This window comes from uncultured Streptococcus sp., assembly GCF_963525625.1.
Lineage (GTDB): Bacteria > Bacillota > Bacilli > Lactobacillales > Streptococcaceae > Streptococcus.
This window is the reverse complement of the sequence record NZ_CAURLD010000001.1, coordinates 26,571-42,634: the sequence shown is the minus strand read 5'-3', so window position 1 is coordinate 42,634 and position 16,064 is coordinate 26,571. Positions and strand designations below refer to the sequence as shown.

Here is a 16,064-nt window from a genome sequence, read left to right as displayed (position 1 = left end):
ATAATCTAGCCTTTCCTGACATGCTCCACCACTGATAAGATCAATGCCCCATCAATTTGTAAGCTTCATTTTTTAGGTCCTTATCCGTCGCTAAAACGCCACGCGCTGCTGTAGTAACCGTTGCAGTGCCAGGCTTTCTGACTCCGCGCATATTCATACACATATGCTCAGCTTCCACCCAGACCAAGGCTCCTTGAGCACCCAGATAGTCCATCAAGGCTTCAGCAATCTCTACGGTCAATCGCTCTTGAATCTGCGGTTTCTTGGCATAGACCTCTACTGTTCGGGCCAGCTTGGACAGGCCTGCTACCCGACCATTAGGCACATAGGCGATATGAACTTTTCCGTAAAATGGCAGGAAGTGATGCTCACACATGGAATGAAAGAAAATATCCTTCTCCACTACCATATTATTGTCAATGATTTCAAAAGACTTGGCCAGATGCTCCTCAGCCGTCTCACCCAGCCCAGCAAAGATTTCCTGGTACATTTTAGCAATGCGCTGTGGCGTCTCCTGCAAACCTTCGCGGCTTCCGTCTTCTCCAACCGCCTCAATAATCTGGGCTACAGCTGCTTCAATTTTCTTCGTGTCCATATATGCTCCTATGTTCATTTTTATTTTTTGATAATTGACTTGACTGAGAAGGACGCTCAGCAAAGTCTAACTTGCGATTCTCAAGGATTGATTTTCTAACCTGAGCCAGAAAATAAAGAGAACCCGTAATCAGCAAAAGCTCATCCGGCTCATGCTCTACTGCTAAATAATCTGCTAAATAATCCGGCCATTCTTTGTAAGACAGACCTTGCTGCTCAGCCAAGGCTTGCATGCTTTCTTTAGAAAAACTCCGCGGATCAGCAAAGGCTGTCAAGCTTATAGCTGCTTTGGGAATCTTTTGCAGTAACTTCACCATATCATCCAAGGCCTTGGTTTGGATACAAGCAAATAAAATGCGCTTCTTATAAGTCGGATAATGCTGGTCCAGTGTTGCTGCTAGCGACCGCAAGGCATGAGGATTATGAGCTCCATCCAGAAGGATGAGCGGCTGATCCGATATCCTTTCCAAACGCCCTGGCCATACAGCAGCAAGCAAGGCTGTCTCAACCTCTGCTTTTGTCAATAAGGGCAGCGACTGCAGCTGACAGTATAGGTCACACAAGTGCAGAGCTAGTCCAGCATTGTCCGCCTGATGCAGTCCCATCAAAGCTGTTTGATACGAGTCTTTGGCCCGATAGGCATTCGAAAAGGAAAAGCTCTCCCCCTTCTCTGACTCTTGATGTTCCACTTGATAAGCTTGAGACCAAGAAAAGAGCGGAGCATCTTTTTCAGCAGCCTTCTGCTCGACTACTGCCATAGCCTCTGGCTCTAACCTACCGGTCACAATGGGAACTCCAGGCTTGATAATGCCAGCTTTCTGCTGGGCAATGGCCTCTAGGCTGTCACCCAGCAGGGCCACATGATCCAGACCGACTGTCGTGATAGCGGTCAGCAAGGGCTGACATACATTGGTACTGTCCAAAAGCCCACCCATGCCGACCTCGATAATAGCCACATCCACCTGCTGCTGGACAAAATAATCATAAGCCAGAGCAGTTATAATCTCAAACTCAGTCACCCCTTGCAAGCTAGAGTCTGTTGCATGCTGAGCCAAAAGCTCTTGGTAAATAGAAAGTAATCTCTGAAGGTCTTGGTCGGAGATCGCATTGCCATTAATGGCAATCTGCTCATTGTAGCTGACTAGGTAGGGAGAGGTGAAAGTGCCAACCCGCAAGCCTCGCACCTCCAAGAGTTGGCGCAGATGGGCAATGGTTGAGCCCTTGCCATTAGTCCCTGCAATATGGATGACTGGCAGCCGCAAATGTGGATTTCCCCGCAGCTCCAGCAAACGCTCCATCCGCTCCAAGCCAAAATTGGGACTGGCTGTTCGATAGACTTCCAGCCAACTTAAATCAGGTAATTCTTGTTTTTTCATCTTACTTATACTGACCTAGATTGAGATCTTCTGTCTGCTGCGCTAGACGAATCGCATCACCAACGGCAGCAGCCATCCGGTGCTTAGCCACTTCGTGCACTCTGACAACTTCAACGCCTCTGCTAGCCGCAAGGCTAGTCAGATGGGCTGAAGCTGTATCACGGTTTTCGAAGCCTTCCTGAGTCTCAGGATTGACCTCAAAGTCGTTTTCTTCTAAGATACTAACGAGAAACCGCTTACGAGAAACCCCAAGAAAAATAGGGAAACCAGCCTGATGGAGACTATCCAACTCCTGCAAAATGAGAAGATTCTCCCGCTTGGTTAAACCGAAACCAATCCCTGGATCCAGCATGATATTATCACGCGAAAGGCCAGCATTTTCGGCCACCTTCAAAGATTTCTCAAAACACTTCCACATCAGTTCTGCAATCGGCAGCTCTGCAAAAAGAGATAACTCTTCCTTTGTGAAGGCTGAACCAAAGCCAAATTCTGGGAAAATTTTTGAGCTGGCATGTTGAGGACGAGCCATCACTGGATTAAACATGACAATGACTGGCGCGCCATATTTCGCAGCCGTCTCCGCCATCTTTTCATCACCCAAGAGACCAGTAATATCGTTGATAATGTCTGCACCCGCAGCCAATGCCGCCGCAGCCACTTCCGACTTCCAAGTGTCCACAGAAATCACAATATCACTTTCCCGACGAATAGCTTCAATGACTGGCACGACTCGCTCTATCTCTTCTTGAATAGCCACAAAATGACTACTGCCTGGCCGAGTAGACTCACCACCAATATCCAGCATGTGAGCTCCCTCAGCAATCAACTTTCTAGCCTGAGCCAATGCCGTCTCAACCGTGTTGTAGCGCCCACCATCTGAAAAGGAATCCGGCGTCGCATTGATAATGCCACAGAGGCCCGTTCGGCCATCTGGAGCGATTGCTTTTAGATTCACCATTGATTTTCATCTCATTTCTATTGACTGCCCTGCTCTTCAACAAAAAAGGCACACTCATCTAGTGTACTGCAAAGCTCTCAGCAGATGCAGCATCCAGTCCTATGAACTGCACTCGACTTCACAAGAAGACCTTATCTAGTCCCTTGTTTCATTTACCATTTTACCATAATTCTTCTATTTGACAAAACACTTTCTAAAAGCAAAAGGGTAAAAGGCTGAGAATAATCATATTTCGGAGAATATGGGCCAGCATAGACAGCTCCAAACGCTGAAAATAAGGCCTGAGGAGATGGGCAAAGACCAGTCCCAAAACTAGATAGGAGAGAAAACACAGAGTTTCCTGAGGATTTTTCGCAAGGGAAAAGCAGAGCAAACCTAGTGCAATCCCCCAGCTCTTCCGATAGCGAAGAGAAAAGTCACTGTCAACAAATTTCGGTGCTGCAGGGGATAAAACGGCAATATCAATCCCCAGAAGCAAAAGAGAAGATGACAGAAAACTCTCCGTCAGCATCTGCTCCACCGCCCGTCCTGACTGTACCTCCTTGCCACACAGCAGAAGAACCCCCGCAGCATTGACCAAAATCATCAAAAAATACAAGAAAAGCAAGTGTCGATAATTGCTTGACTGACGCAAGGAATCTTTGATTTCCTGCAGTTCTCTGGCAAAATAAAAGGCACAACAAAAAAGCAACCCCAGCAAGCCCACCATAAAAAGCAGATTAGCCTGACTAAAGACCAAGCGATGAGGCATTGGATGAAGCATGAGCAGCAGTCCCGTCTGAGTCAACATAGCCAGTAGTAACAATTGAATGATTTTCTCTAGTTTCAGCATATTCTCTCCATTCTTCCCTTATCATTATAGAAGAAGTAAGAGCAAGCTGGGAGAAATCCCCTCAAATGTCCTAATTTGTGCCTCAAATGACAAAAAAAGCAGATATTCTCTGCTTTCCTACTTGTTCACCAAACCTGTCAGTATCATGATGAGTACTGCAACTCCATTTCTCAGCATGTGTGCCAAAATAGACATTTCCAAACGCTTAAATATGTAAGCAACAGCAGCTAAAACAGCACCCATACCTGCATAGATAACAAAACTGCCGATATTGGTCGGACCATGAAAAAGACCGAAAAGAATAACTCCTACAACCAATCCCCAAACATAATGCTTGGTAAAAATCTTCTGAGGAATCAAGCCACGAAAGACTACTTCCTCCAAGATAGGAGCCTGAATCACAGCACCTACCACTAATAAAATCTTGGGTACATGCTGAAATAAAGCATTCAAGGCATCCTGATTAGCAGTGGAAATAGCTTGACCTTCCAGCAGCATAATAATTGCTCCCAACATGTTGACCCCAATCATGACAACATTAGAAACAGCTAACCAACCAAACGAAGACCATTTGAAGAAGCTAAAGTCTAAACTCAGCAGTTCTTCTTGCTTAGCCATTCTCAGAACAAAAAAGATAATCAAAAGATACACCACCAGCACAAAGATAGTCTGTCCAACTGAAAAACTCTTCTCAGAAGACGTCATCTGTCGGATAAATATAAATGGTATCTGGCTGAGAAATAAGACAAACAGAGTCAGTAGAATGTACTCTAATTTTTTTAGAATCGCTTTCATATCTTCCTCCTTTTCCCTCCTAGTATAGCTCAATTTTCTCTTTTTGTATAGACAATTCTTAACTGCAAGCATTTTGTATATCAAGTATTGAGAACAAGTGCTGATAGTGACTATGAGATAGAATCGCTCAGTTTTTACAAGGCCAACAACCAAGAAAAGCCTTTCTTAAAGCTTACAAAAAGCCCAGTCAAACTGAGCTTTTGGATTTTCTTAATTTATTGATTTTTGAAACGCTCGACATCACGCGCGATGACCAACTCTTCGTCAGTTGGGATAACCAAGACTTTGACCTTGGCATCAGGACTGGAAATCACGCCTTCTGCACCACGCACATTCTTTTCTGGATCTACGTTACAGCCAAACCAAGAAATACCATTAATAACCAGTTCACGAATGGTCACAGAATTTTCACCAATTCCTGCGGTGAAGATGATAGCATCAGCTCCATTCAAAACAGCAAGATACTGACCAATATATTTCTGAATCCGGTCTACAAAAATGTCGTTGGCTAATTGAGCCTTGGCATCACCTGCCCGCATTGCTTCATGGATATCACGCATATCACTAGACTTCTCAGAAACTCCCAGCAGGCCTGACTCACGGTTCAAGACGCGACTAATATCTTCTGGAGTATTAAAGTCATCTGTGTATTGCATCAGGTAAGGAATGATAGCTGGGTCAATATCCCCTGTACGCGTTCCCATCATGACGCCGCCAAGTGGTGTGAATCCCATAGAGGTATCTACAGAAACGCCCTTATCAACTGCTGTGATAGAAGCTCCGTTACCAATGTGACAAGTGATAAGCTTGAGTTCTTCAATTGGACGTCCCAAAACTTTAGCAGCTTCCTTGGCTACATACTCATGGCTGGTCCCGTGAGCTCCGTACTTGCGGACCTTGTTTTCAGTGTAATATTTAGTCGGAATCGGATAGCGATAAGCTTTTTCCGGCATAGTTGTATGGAAAGAGGTGTCAAAGACTACCACGCTGGTAATGTCTGGCAGAATTTCTCTAAAAGCACGGATGCCTGCAGCATTGGCTGGATTATGCAATGGAGCCAGAAGAGACAACTCCTCTACCTTTTGAATCACTTCTTCATCAACGAGGGCTGAATCCTTAAAGTGTTCACCACCAGCCACAACACGATGGCCCACACCGGTAATTTCATCATAAGATTCGATGATATTAAAGCGTTTCAAATCATCCAGCAAAATTCTTACGGCCTGCGTGTGATCTGCAATATCAAGAACCTGCTTTTCTGAACGACCATCAAATTTCACTGTTGAAATAGAATCCTTGAGACCAATCCGTTCCAGCAAGCCCTTAGCCAAGACCTTTTCTTCCGGCATCAAATAGAGTTGCCATTTTAAGCTTGAGCTTCCTGCATTAATAGAAATTGTTTTCGACATTTCTTCACCTCTTTAAGCGTTTTCAAAATCATTATATCAAAATTTTGTTTGAATTTCACTATCTTTGTACCAGTTTTGAAAACTTTGGCGGAATTTAAACATTTCATCATGATCCTGCAAATCCCGCAGAGGATAGATAAATGGCTGAATGTTATTCGCTTCTTGCTTCCTCAAGACAAAAAGAGTTTTGGCATGTTTGCTGCTTGAGAAAATAGATTCTGGCAAGGTTATCATCGCAATAAACTGAGCCTTGGCTAGGAGCCATTTTTTCAGCAGAGGAGCTTGAGCGCTGGTCAAGAGGTCATTCGGCGCCAGAAATATAGCATAACCTCCCGGTTTCAGATATTTGAGTGACTGCTCCATTAGAAGATGGTGGGCATAAGTGTGCTCATCCGGACTAGCCACTTCATAGCGAGAGGCGATACTGTCGTCTGGATAAAAACCGACCGGTAAATCACTGATAATGATATCACTCTCTTTCAGAACCTGAGGTCGAACTGCATCCCCCTGAGCAAAGTGAGCCTTAGAGTTCATAACCTCTGCAATGCTGGCAGAAAGGTCAATTAATAAATCATCTAGCTCCAGACCCAGATAGTCAATCTTCTTTTGGGTATGATTGAGAATAGTCTCAGCCAAATTTCCAGTTCCACTGCCGATTTCTAATACATCAGCTTCCTCTCCGTGAGCTAGCTGGTCCAATAAGAAAGTAATCAGAAAACCAATTGTGTCAGGTGTGAATTGATGATTGACCTGCATGGGCTCCGTCTGGGCAGCCTTCATTAGGATAAACTGATAGGCTCTCCGCCACTCTTCCTTGGTCAAATGCAGAGAGCGGATTTTTTCATCGTTGGTCAGAACTTCTTGTAAGTCCGTATCTCCATCTAGGTAAATGCCATTCTGCTCAATCAGAGCATCGTAAAAATTGGTCGCCAGAGCGTTTTGGATATTCTGGACGTTTTCGAGAATCAGAGTATAAGCTTGTTCTATCTTTTCAAAATTCATGGAATCCTCCGTTCATCCTATCATACCAAAAATAAGGAACCTTTCCAAGATATATAAAATTACAAAGATTTTACAGTTATATTAGTCCGACTTACTAGCTTCGTCCGAAACCGCTTTCTCAATTTTCTCAGTTGCTTTCTTGTCTTCCTTAGCTTTCTCTTCCTCCTTCTTAGAAATGGTAAAAGTAAAGGAATAGGAATGCCCGCTGCTGAGCTGACTGCTGATTTCCAGTTCCTTCCCTTTCTTACGGTAGACCGCCTTGCCCTGCTCAAACTCCATCTCATCGCTATCATCCTTGGCTGTAGCTTTTGTCAGAACTGCCATTGCATAGGCTTCCGTCCTTTCCCTGTTGAAAAGCTGCAAACGCTGACTGCTGACTTGACGGTTGAGATAAAACTGCAGGAGCAGGCTAAAGACAGCAGCCATCAATAGCGCATACAGTAAAATACCAGCCTCAACTTTCTTCTTCCACACGATAGATGAACTCCCTCTCTAAGCCTTTTTCAAAGCGAAAATGAAGATGGACAAGCTTACCTTCCTGACGGACGTCAGCTGCTTCTAAACCATAAATCATGGGCTGGTAGCCGCGACCGCTCTTATCTGTTTTACGGAAATCATCTCCCTTGGATTTACCCAAGGCCAAGTCCCTGCCATCCTGTCTGATGTAGATTTTATTATCTTCAACCTTATCAAATTGACTTCGCGAAAGCTCTGTCTCCAGTTGGTCGGCAAACAAAAGCCACTCTTGCTGTTGATTGTTCTCCTGCTGATGCAGTTCTGAAGATATGAGCTGGGTCATGGCCTGAAAGACTAACACCCCGCCACTGAGAACCAGCAAGGCTACCAAGGTCTCCAAGAGAGTAAAGGCCTTGACTTTAAGGTTTTTGGACACGTATAACTACCTCCCCTTCGTGATAGACCAGCAGCTGCTTATCTGTCTTAAGCTGACGCACAGCAATTCCATTGATATGAAGCTCTTCTTGTCCTGTTTGCAGGGCCATACGAGCTACCCGAAGCACCTCTTCCTGCTGCAGAAGGATCTGCTGCTCTTTACGAGACCGGCTAATCTGTCCCAGAAGCAGACTGGCAATAGCCGCAAAAACTGCCATGGCCACCAGAGCTTCCAGCAGAATGCTAGCTTGAAGCTGTCGTCTTTTTAAACTTGCCATTGCCCATATAAAGCTGGTAAACAACTGTCCTGTCCTCCGTCTGAAAAATAATCTTGCTGAGTGATGAATTCCCACCGGACCGGTCAAACTGAATGACTTGCTGCTCATGATTCTGCAAAGTTTGCGGAAAATCCAGTTCTTGATAGCCATTGGAAATCTGCCGTCCTGAAATCTTGAGAGAAAGTTTCTCATGCCCAGATAAGCTCAGCCTCTGCGTCTCCTGATAGAGCCGCTCAAATTCTAAAAAGAAGAGTTGCTCTTGAACCTGATTGAAGCCAGCCCTCACCGATCCAGATAATCCTAGTAGTAGAAAACTAACAACAAAAAGAACGAGGAGACTTTCCAGCAGGGTAAAAGCCTTAATTGGCAACCGCTTGAGTTTCGCCACTGTGTTTTCCATAGTAAGCCTTATAAGAATCTGCCTGTTTCTGGCTGATATTTCCTGCACTGACTAGCTTGCTCAGGCTAGCCTTTTCATTGGTATTCTTCAGTTCATACAGCTCCGCCTGGCTTTCTACCACCTTGACCACCGCTGCAGTTCCTGTATCTGAAACAGCATCTTTTTGCTTGGTCAGATTAGGCACAAAGAGCAGCAAGAGTACGCTGATAACCAGCAAGACAATCAGCATTTCCACAAGGGTGAATGCTTGAACTTTTAAGGTATTAAGTTTTTTCATTACAAATGAACCTCCATATTCTGATAAATGGGCAAGAGCATTGCCGCATAAAGTAAAACAATCACTAAGGCAACAAAAATAAATACTAGGGGCTGAATGAAATTCATGGCCCGGTTGATACGTAGGAAAAATTCCTCCCAAGTCTTTTCAGCATAGACTTCCAGTTCACTGCCTAGCTTGGACTTAACCTCACCATACTCGATCATCAGGGACAATTCTTTCTTAAAGAATGGATAGCTTGCTACCTTTTCCGCATAGCCCTGACCACCCTGCAAAGCAGCAGCCATATCTTCTCCGATTTCCTGAAAGAGCTGGGAAGGCTGCTCTTGCATAATCGCAAAAATCTGACTCAATTCCAGACCCTGACCAATCATATTGCCCCATTCACGAGCATAATAAGCGGTCAAGTAGGCCTGTACCAAGCGTCCAAAAAAGGGCAGAGCTGCTAGTTTGCTGAAAAAACGAATCTTGGATGACTTTCGATAGTAAAAGAGAGCCACTGAAACCAAGACAGCTAAAGCAAGGATGCTCCAAAAAAAGATCTGAGGCAGGTGATTAATCAGCTGAGTAGCTAGATTCTGGCTGTCCAATTGAGGCAGAAGATAGTTGCGCAATCCCAGCATGATAAGGACCAAAAAGCCCAGCAGCATGAGAGGATAGGTTCCTACCTCTATCAATTTTTTCTTAACCTTGGATAGATTTTCCAGATAGGCCTCAATTTTGCCTAGACTAAGTGTCAGATTGCCATGCAGCTCAGATAAGGACAGCTGGGTAACAACGCTATCGGAAAATCCCAGTCGACTGACAATCTCTGAAAAGGACTGACCAGCTGACAAGCCTGCCCGCATTTCTGCCACATAAGCCTCCTCCAGCAAGGCACTTCGCCTCAGAAAGTCTACAATCTCTGCTAGGTGAAAACCGCTGCTGAAGAGATTATGAAAGAGCTCAATAATCTTTTTCTGCTTAGGCGTAGACAATTTTTTCGGTCTGCCTTTGCTCAGCACTGATATGTCCTTCTGCAAAAAGCTGATCAATCTGCTGATTCCAGACTGCGGCTTCGTGCTCTTGATAGTTTTGACTGACAAAATCAACGACACCTCCTCCCCCAATTAAACGCTGGTAACACACACCCTGAAGGACCATTCTTAGCTCGTCCTCACTAACACCCAATTCCAAAAGCCGCTCATAGACACCTCGAATACTCTTAGCATGAATCGTTGAAAAGACCGTAGCTCCAGTCAAACTTGCCCGAACCACTGCTCTAGCTGTCTCTCGATCACGGATTTCCCCGATAATCAAGAGATCTGGACGATGTCGCAGGGACAGCTTAATCAGACTGTCATAAGTCATGCCAATGGTTTCGTTCAGCTGCAGCTGCAGCATAGCCTCTTGCTTAATCTCAACCGGATCTTCGATTGACATGACTTGCTGATCCGAAAATTTGAGCTGGGCCAAATGGTACATCAAGGTCGTCTTGCCGCTACCGACTGGGCCAGAGAAAAGATAGAGACCGCGAGCCTGAATTTTCTTACGTAGCTCTGGCAATTGCTCAAACCAAAAGCGCAACTCCCTGTCTTCATCATGAAGGAGTCGAATAACCAGGCTTTCAAAACCACGGTAATCCCCAACTGTCGACAGCCGGATTGAAACCTTGGCTTCCTCGCAGTCATAATCGCAAGACCCAAGCTGACTGCGGCGTTTCTCTCCAACATTCATACCTGCGACAAACTTAAAGTGGCTGATAACAGCTGACAGAAGCTCAAAATCATAAGTTTTTATAAAGCGGCGTTCATCACCGATTCTCATATAAAGCTCATAGCAAGTAATCTTAGGAATGAGGTAAATATCCTGCGCCCCTTCTTTTCGAGCCTGCCTAATCATTTCTTTTGCAATTTCTTGAACCATATATCCTCCTCACCTTACTATTCGCAAAAAATCCAGAAAAAGAAAAAACAGCGGAAGAAACTTAACTTCTAACAAGTTAGGTCTCTTCTGCTGCTCTATTATCCGATTTGCAAAATATATTCTTTCGATTTAAAGCGGCTTAGCGGATTTTAGTTTAACTGAGCAAGCTCGGTGCTTTTCAAGGCCATTCTGCTTAGTATAGCCTGGCCGGTACTTGCTCTTAGGAATCTGGCAGTCATTCTCCAGCAAAAACAGCGAGTGATACTGCTGAACATTCTCATCGCACTCCTCGCACCAGCGCTGATCCTCCGGATCCCAAAAAATTGTCATTAAATCACAGCGGCTCTTATATAAAGGTGACTGCTCTTCCATTTGCAGCCAGCGGCTTTTATAATACTTAAGGGCTTCATAATAATCATCAAACTGCTTCTTTGCAACGATATCATCTTCCCAGCCATCCAGGAACCACCACGGTTCATAGTCCCCGTACATCTCAATTACACAATACATACTCGTCCTCTCTTTGTACCGTATATTATATATGAATTCTTTGACGAACAAAACTATTTTGCTCAAAATCAGAAAACAAGAACTTTATTGGAACGGAGATAAGCGCATCACTCTTCATAATATGAAGATTAATCTCACGGATAGTAATCTTAATAACCTTAGGAACAAATGTTGTGTTCTTATAAAGGCTTTCTATTTTAACGGTCTGGGAAATAAAACTCAATCTTTATATTTAAAAAAGGTGAGACAAATGTCATTTTGTCCCACCCTATTGTCTGCATGTTCTTAAGCAAAATGTTCATCTTGCTCGTTTCTGCATTATAAAGTTTCTAAAGCAATCATCGTCGTCACAGCTGCGTCATAGTAATTGTCTGACGGTAAACCTTGCATGAAGAGATATTTATTCTGCTGTACTAATTTGCGGAATTCTATATTGTTATTAGCCGCATAGAATACTGGAGCGGTAAAGCTGCCAGCCTGATTGCTATTGAGAGCCTCGCCTTTCAGGTTGTAGCCCGCATAAATCTTTTCTTGATTGAGGAAGAAGCTCAACATCTTCTTCAGCATTTTTTGACTTTTTTCATCCTTGCTTTGAGCCAGGTTGTAAGGAAGTCGGCAGGCATTATAAGAATAATAGCCATCATTTGCAGACTCTACCGTATCAGGCTCAGCAGCCCGTACTTTGTCGCCTTCAACCCAGATAAAGTCTGGTATCAAACCAGTCTTGTTATCAGCGCTGATTGCTTCAAGTTTGCCGAGCATGTTATCTCGGATTGTCAGCCACTGCTTATCTTTGGTCAAGTCATAGAAAGCTTGGAACTGCTGCGGCAAGGTATCAGAAGTCCGCATGAGATTATAAAATTTCGATTCTGCATTTGCCCAGTTCCCAACCGTCAAAACGCCGTTGCTTTCATTATAGTTATATGCCAAGACATCTTTCAGAATAGCCTGAGCCTGATCTTGGTATTCTTTCGCCTTGTCCGGCCACTGTTTAGCTGCCTGAATCAAAGCATAGGCAATGTAAAGATCGCCGTCTGTAGCGTTGTTTTCGTCTTCATGATTGCTCTTACCATCCTTAATCGTCTGCTTCCAAGACATGAGCTGGGTATCTTTCAGACGATGAGCTAGATAATATTGGTAGAGCTTTTCAAAATCAGCCGAACTGGCATCGCCTTGCTTAGCTGCATCCACAGCAATCACCATGCCATAACCCTGTGCCTCAGACAGCACAACATCTTCAGTCTTACTGTTTGTCGTCCTGATATAAGACAATTTGTCCTTGGTTACGACATATTCTTTAGACCATTGGCTGTATATTTTCTTTTTGATATTAGGAGTACTGCCCATGCGGGTGTACAATAGGATACCAGCCAAGACAGCCAGAATTGTCACAAACCAAATAAATCTTAATCTTGTTCTTTTCACACTTTCTCCTAACCTGCAAATCGTTTTGTTTTAACCCACTTGGTTTCTTTCCGCTTCAAAATCTTGTCCAAGATAACAGATCCTACTGCATCTAAAGAAACAACGATAAAGAGCTGAGAGTAAGTCAAATAGGACACAAGAGCCAGCCAAATCTGTTTGGTGGTCGCCTGTCCAAACTGAGAAGCCAGGGCGATATTGATCTGCAAAAGATAAAGCAAAATCATCAGAAGCCAGTTAAAGAGCATCAGCTGGACGATATAGATATTCTGAGCATCAAAAGCGAAAGGAATCCGCACATCCGGTATAAAGAGCTGGGTAATCATCGCCGCTACATTGGCAAAGAAAACCAAGTCAGATAAGACAATCGCCAGATTGAACCAGAAGAAGATACAAGAATAATTAAACACTTCTAGCTTCACGCGCCAATTACCGCCGCTAAAGAGATGCTTGAAGTTGTCAATAACCACCTCGTAATTTCCCTTAGCCCAGCGCTTACGCTGCAAGTAGTAGGACTTGAGGGTTTCTGGTTCTTGCTGGAAAGCCTCTGAGTTATAAGCCAAAGCAATCAGTTTGCCGCTCTGCATAATCTTAAAGGAAATTTCCGTATCCTCTGTCAAGGCACCATTTTTCCAACCACCAATACTCTTAACAAACTCAGTGTTAATCAAGAAGTTTGTACCTGGAATCCGTCCAATCTTGAAGAGATGCCACATACCTACGTGGTAAACACGCTGAGTTACAACGATTTCTTGGTTGATACAACGGGTCAGGAAGTTCTGGTTGGCATTACGGGTCTTATTGCGTCCAAAGGAAGCAACGTGACGTTCTGGATCTTCTAAAACTTTCTTAACTAGGAAGTAAAGAGCATTCTTTTCTGGCATGGCATCCGCATCGTAGACACAGATATATTCACCCTTGGCCATCTTCAAGGCATCATTCAGCACCCCTGCCTTACCTCCCGTACCTGTACGGTCTGTAATTATAACATTGCGTCCAGCATACTCAGGCATAGCCTGTACTTTCAGCATTTCCTGATAGGTATCGTCCGAGCAGTTGTCTGCAAAGAGCAGAACTTCTACTCGATCATGAGGATAGTCCAAATCCAGAATGGCCTTAGTTGTCTGAGCGATAACCACATCTTCATTGTGGGCTGGGACAACGACTGTAACCATAGGATAATGTTCCAATGGGCTGGTATCCACGTTGAAGTCACTGCGTTTCATCCAGAAATGTACGGAAGAGCCTAGAATAACCAAAGCCCAAGCCAGAGATATCCAGATGGAGAACAGAGTGACAATCATAATAAGTTGACTAATCATGACGAGTCACCGCCCTAAAATTTTTATTGACCCGATTGTAAATAACCAGATAATAGATGAAGAGGACCAAAAAGCTAATAGCAAAAAAGATACTTAGCACCATAGAGATGATAAAAAATACTTCTGTTAAAGACATGTGTTTACCTCCTAGTATTCTACGATAATGTCGGTTTCAAGCTGACGCTCCAGATTGCTCAAAGCGTCATCAAAATTATGGAATTTGTCAATGTTTTGAGCGTTCAATTTTAAACTGCCGGACTGAAACTGAATTTTTTGGTCAGTTTTCTTATTCTCAAAGTGCATCATCGTTAAATCGTCACGCACTTTCTCTTGGAAATATTCCTTGACTTCCTGATCCAGATCTTCTACCAGAACGAGAAAGTTACCATTGGATACATAGTAAACTGTTTCTACATTCTGGAAGTCCCAGTTAAGCAGTCGTAAAATTCTCTTGAGCATCCGCTTGTACTCCCGAGAGTGAATTTGATAAAAATGATGATTGTGTGCCCAATGGACCAGCAAAGCCTGAAAGGCTGGAGCTTGTTTCTGATTTACTTTCTGAACCATTTCTTCATAAGCCTCAGCAGCATCTTCACTGTCATCCTGCACTAATCCCAAGCGCTGATGGAGATAGAAATTCACTCGGCTGGTCAGCCAAGCACTGACAGGGAAGACATAAAGCAAGAAGAGAACTTGATTGTCCGGTAGATAGGTTACATCAAAGAGCAAAATCAGAGTTGCGATAACCACACCCAGAATCATAGCCCATGTCACCAAGAGATCAGATAGGACAAAGACACTAAAAATACCTAATAAAATCAGCGCGATTCCGATATAAAATATGTTAGCTGCAAAATTCCAACTGTAGAAAAGAATTAGTCCAATTGCCAGTACAAAGACTGCTAATGATTTTTCTAGTCCTTTTTTCCTAAACATTCTTTACTCCTGTCTTAAATTCTTCCGGCCTAGCCGTCTGCTTAAAATAGTGAGCTATTGCTTGAGCAATCCGCTCCGAAGCCTTACCGTCACCATATGGATTGCTGGCTTGGGCCATTTCCTGATAGAGTGACTCATCTGTCAGCAGGGCTTCCATTGCCTCTGCTACTGCTTGAGTTTCTGTACCGACCAGCTTCAAGGTGCCGGCTTCAACTCCTTCTGGTCTCTCTGTTGTATCACGAAGTACCAATACAGGCTTACCTAAGGAAGGTGCTTCCTCTTGTACTCCGCCTGAGTCTGACATGATGAAATAGCTTTTAGCTGCGATATTATGGAAATCCAACACATCCAAAGGCTCAATCAGATGAATTTTCTCATTGTCACTCAGAATTTCTCTAGCCGCTTCCTGAACCGCTGGGCTCAAGTGAACGGGATAGACAATTTCTACATCATCATGGGCATCTACAATCTGCCGTAGAGTTCGAAAGACCCTTCTCATTGGCTCTCCTTGATTTTCCCGGCGATGCATGGTCACCAAAATCATCTTGCGAGCTGGATCAATACGGTCAAGCACCTCATGCTGATAATCAGCTTGGACGGTCAGCTTGAGAGCGTCAATAGCTGTATTTCCTGTCACAAAAACTGTTTCTGCCGGATGGTTTTCCTTGAACAAGTTAGCCTTACTCTGATCTGTTGGCGCAAAATACAAGTCCGTCAAAGAGTCAGTCATCTGACGATTCATCTCTTCTGGGAAAGGAGAGTATTTATTCCAAGTCCGCAAGCCAGCTTCCACGTGGCCGATACGAACTTGATTATAAAACGCTGCAAGACTAGCCGCAAAAGTCGTTGTCGTATCACCGTGCACCAGCATAATATCTGGCTTGTTTTCCTTTAAGATGTCATCTAGCTTATGCAGGATCTTGACAGTAATATCTGTCAGGGTTTGATTCTTCCCCATAATATCCAAATCATAATCAGGCTTAATCTTAAAAGTTTCAAGTACCTGATCCAGCATCTGACGATGTTGAGCAGTCACAACTGTTGTCGTTTCAAACAAGTCTGCCTGCTTCTTCAGTTCAATAACCAGTGGAGCCATCTTAATTGCTTCTGGACGAGTTCCAAAAACAACCATTACCTTAATTTTCTTCATTTTTCCT

General features: G+C 43.9%; 20 protein-coding genes. All 20 read right to left on the bottom strand.

Translation table 11 applies throughout. From position 1 onward, the window contains the following. Positions 1-40: 40 nt before the first annotated feature. Positions 41-595 (bottom strand): GTP cyclohydrolase I FolE, encoded by a 555-nt coding sequence (gene folE, locus RYK49_RS00190; protein ID WP_002896758.1) that lies wholly within the window; start codon positions 593-595, stop codon positions 41-43. Then, a complete protein-coding gene (locus tag RYK49_RS00185; protein WP_314864519.1) occupies positions 576-1,970 on the bottom strand; it encodes a folylpolyglutamate synthase/dihydrofolate synthase family protein in 1,395 nt (464 codons plus the stop codon). Before RYK49_RS00185 ends, folE begins: the two co-directional genes overlap by 20 nt. Before the next feature lies 1 nt (position 1,971). Beyond that, positions 1,972-2,928, bottom strand: coding sequence for a dihydropteroate synthase (folP, locus tag RYK49_RS00180; RefSeq protein ID WP_314864518.1), 957 nt, complete (start codon positions 2,926-2,928; stop codon positions 1,972-1,974). 193 nt (positions 2,929-3,121) lie between these two features. Further along, positions 3,122-3,760, bottom strand: a complete 639-nt coding sequence (locus RYK49_RS00175; RefSeq protein WP_125337886.1) for a type II CAAX prenyl endopeptidase Rce1 family protein — start codon at positions 3,758-3,760, stop codon at positions 3,122-3,124. Between the two features lie 117 nt (positions 3,761-3,877). Then, entirely contained in the window at positions 3,878-4,627 is a 750-nt protein-coding gene (locus RYK49_RS00170; RefSeq protein ID WP_002910845.1) for a CPBP family intramembrane glutamic endopeptidase, read from the bottom strand. A 143-nt stretch (positions 4,628-4,770) separates the two neighbouring features. Continuing rightward, positions 4,771-5,964, bottom strand: a complete 1,194-nt coding sequence (locus RYK49_RS00165) for an acetate kinase (RefSeq protein ID WP_314864514.1) — start codon at positions 5,962-5,964, stop codon at positions 4,771-4,773. A 36-nt stretch (positions 5,965-6,000) separates the two neighbouring features. Beyond that, a complete protein-coding gene (locus tag RYK49_RS00160; protein ID WP_314864512.1) occupies positions 6,001-6,966 on the bottom strand; it encodes a class I SAM-dependent methyltransferase in 966 nt (321 codons plus the stop codon). Positions 6,967-7,047: 81 nt separating this feature from the next. Beyond that, positions 7,048-7,440 carry a competence type IV pilus minor pilin ComGG gene (comGG, locus tag RYK49_RS00155; RefSeq protein ID WP_314864510.1) on the bottom strand — a complete coding sequence of 131 codons (393 nt, stop codon included), beginning with the start codon at positions 7,438-7,440 and terminating at the stop codon, positions 7,048-7,050. Continuing rightward, entirely contained in the window at positions 7,421-7,858 is a 438-nt protein-coding gene (gene comGF, locus RYK49_RS00150; protein WP_311154182.1) for a competence type IV pilus minor pilin ComGF, read from the bottom strand. The genes comGG and comGF overlap by 20 nt, the downstream gene beginning before the upstream one ends. Further along, positions 7,842-8,135, bottom strand: a complete 294-nt coding sequence (gene comGE / locus RYK49_RS00145) for a competence type IV pilus minor pilin ComGE (RefSeq protein ID WP_002911065.1) — start codon at positions 8,133-8,135, stop codon at positions 7,842-7,844. Before comGE ends, comGF begins: the two co-directional genes overlap by 17 nt. Next, positions 8,101-8,535 carry a competence type IV pilus minor pilin ComGD gene (gene comGD / locus RYK49_RS00140; RefSeq protein WP_314831040.1) on the bottom strand — a complete coding sequence of 145 codons (435 nt, stop codon included), beginning with the start codon at positions 8,533-8,535 and terminating at the stop codon, positions 8,101-8,103. Before comGD ends, comGE begins: the two co-directional genes overlap by 35 nt. Next, on the bottom strand, positions 8,495-8,812 hold the full coding sequence (gene comGC / locus RYK49_RS00135; RefSeq protein WP_002896769.1) for a competence type IV pilus major pilin ComGC: 318 nt from the start codon (positions 8,810-8,812) through the stop codon (positions 8,495-8,497). The genes comGD and comGC overlap by 41 nt, the downstream gene beginning before the upstream one ends. Then, entirely contained in the window at positions 8,812-9,846 is a 1,035-nt protein-coding gene (gene comGB / locus RYK49_RS00130) for a competence type IV pilus assembly protein ComGB (protein ID WP_314831047.1), read from the bottom strand. The genes comGC and comGB overlap by 1 nt, the downstream gene beginning before the upstream one ends. Beyond that, positions 9,776-10,717: a competence type IV pilus ATPase ComGA gene (comGA, locus tag RYK49_RS00125; RefSeq protein ID WP_314831039.1), complete on the bottom strand. Its 942-nt coding sequence runs from the start codon at positions 10,715-10,717 to the stop codon at positions 9,776-9,778. Before comGA ends, comGB begins: the two co-directional genes overlap by 71 nt. A gap of 129 nt (positions 10,718-10,846) precedes the next feature. Then, positions 10,847-11,227 (bottom strand): DUF1033 family protein, encoded by a 381-nt coding sequence (locus RYK49_RS00120; RefSeq protein ID WP_314831038.1) that lies wholly within the window; start codon positions 11,225-11,227, stop codon positions 10,847-10,849. 318 nt (positions 11,228-11,545) lie between these two features. Further along, positions 11,546-12,652: a glycosyl hydrolase family 8 gene (locus RYK49_RS00115; RefSeq protein ID WP_314831037.1), complete on the bottom strand. Its 1,107-nt coding sequence runs from the start codon at positions 12,650-12,652 to the stop codon at positions 11,546-11,548. An 8-nt stretch (positions 12,653-12,660) separates the two neighbouring features. Continuing rightward, positions 12,661-13,971 carry a glycosyltransferase family 2 protein gene (locus RYK49_RS00110; RefSeq protein WP_314831036.1) on the bottom strand — a complete coding sequence of 437 codons (1,311 nt, stop codon included), beginning with the start codon at positions 13,969-13,971 and terminating at the stop codon, positions 12,661-12,663. Further along, positions 13,964-14,107: a hypothetical protein gene (locus RYK49_RS00105; protein WP_002896778.1), complete on the bottom strand. Its 144-nt coding sequence runs from the start codon at positions 14,105-14,107 to the stop codon at positions 13,964-13,966. The genes RYK49_RS00110 and RYK49_RS00105 overlap by 8 nt, the downstream gene beginning before the upstream one ends. An 11-nt stretch (positions 14,108-14,118) precedes the next feature. Further along, on the bottom strand, positions 14,119-14,907 hold the full coding sequence (locus RYK49_RS00100) for a hypothetical protein (RefSeq protein ID WP_002896779.1): 789 nt from the start codon (positions 14,905-14,907) through the stop codon (positions 14,119-14,121). Next, the gene (gene wecB, locus RYK49_RS00095) at positions 14,900-16,057 is read right to left on the bottom strand and encodes a non-hydrolyzing UDP-N-acetylglucosamine 2-epimerase (RefSeq protein ID WP_314831035.1); all 1,158 of its coding nucleotides are present in this window, start codon (positions 16,055-16,057) and stop codon (positions 14,900-14,902) included. Before wecB ends, RYK49_RS00100 begins: the two co-directional genes overlap by 8 nt. Between the last annotated feature and the right edge of the window lie 7 nt (positions 16,058-16,064).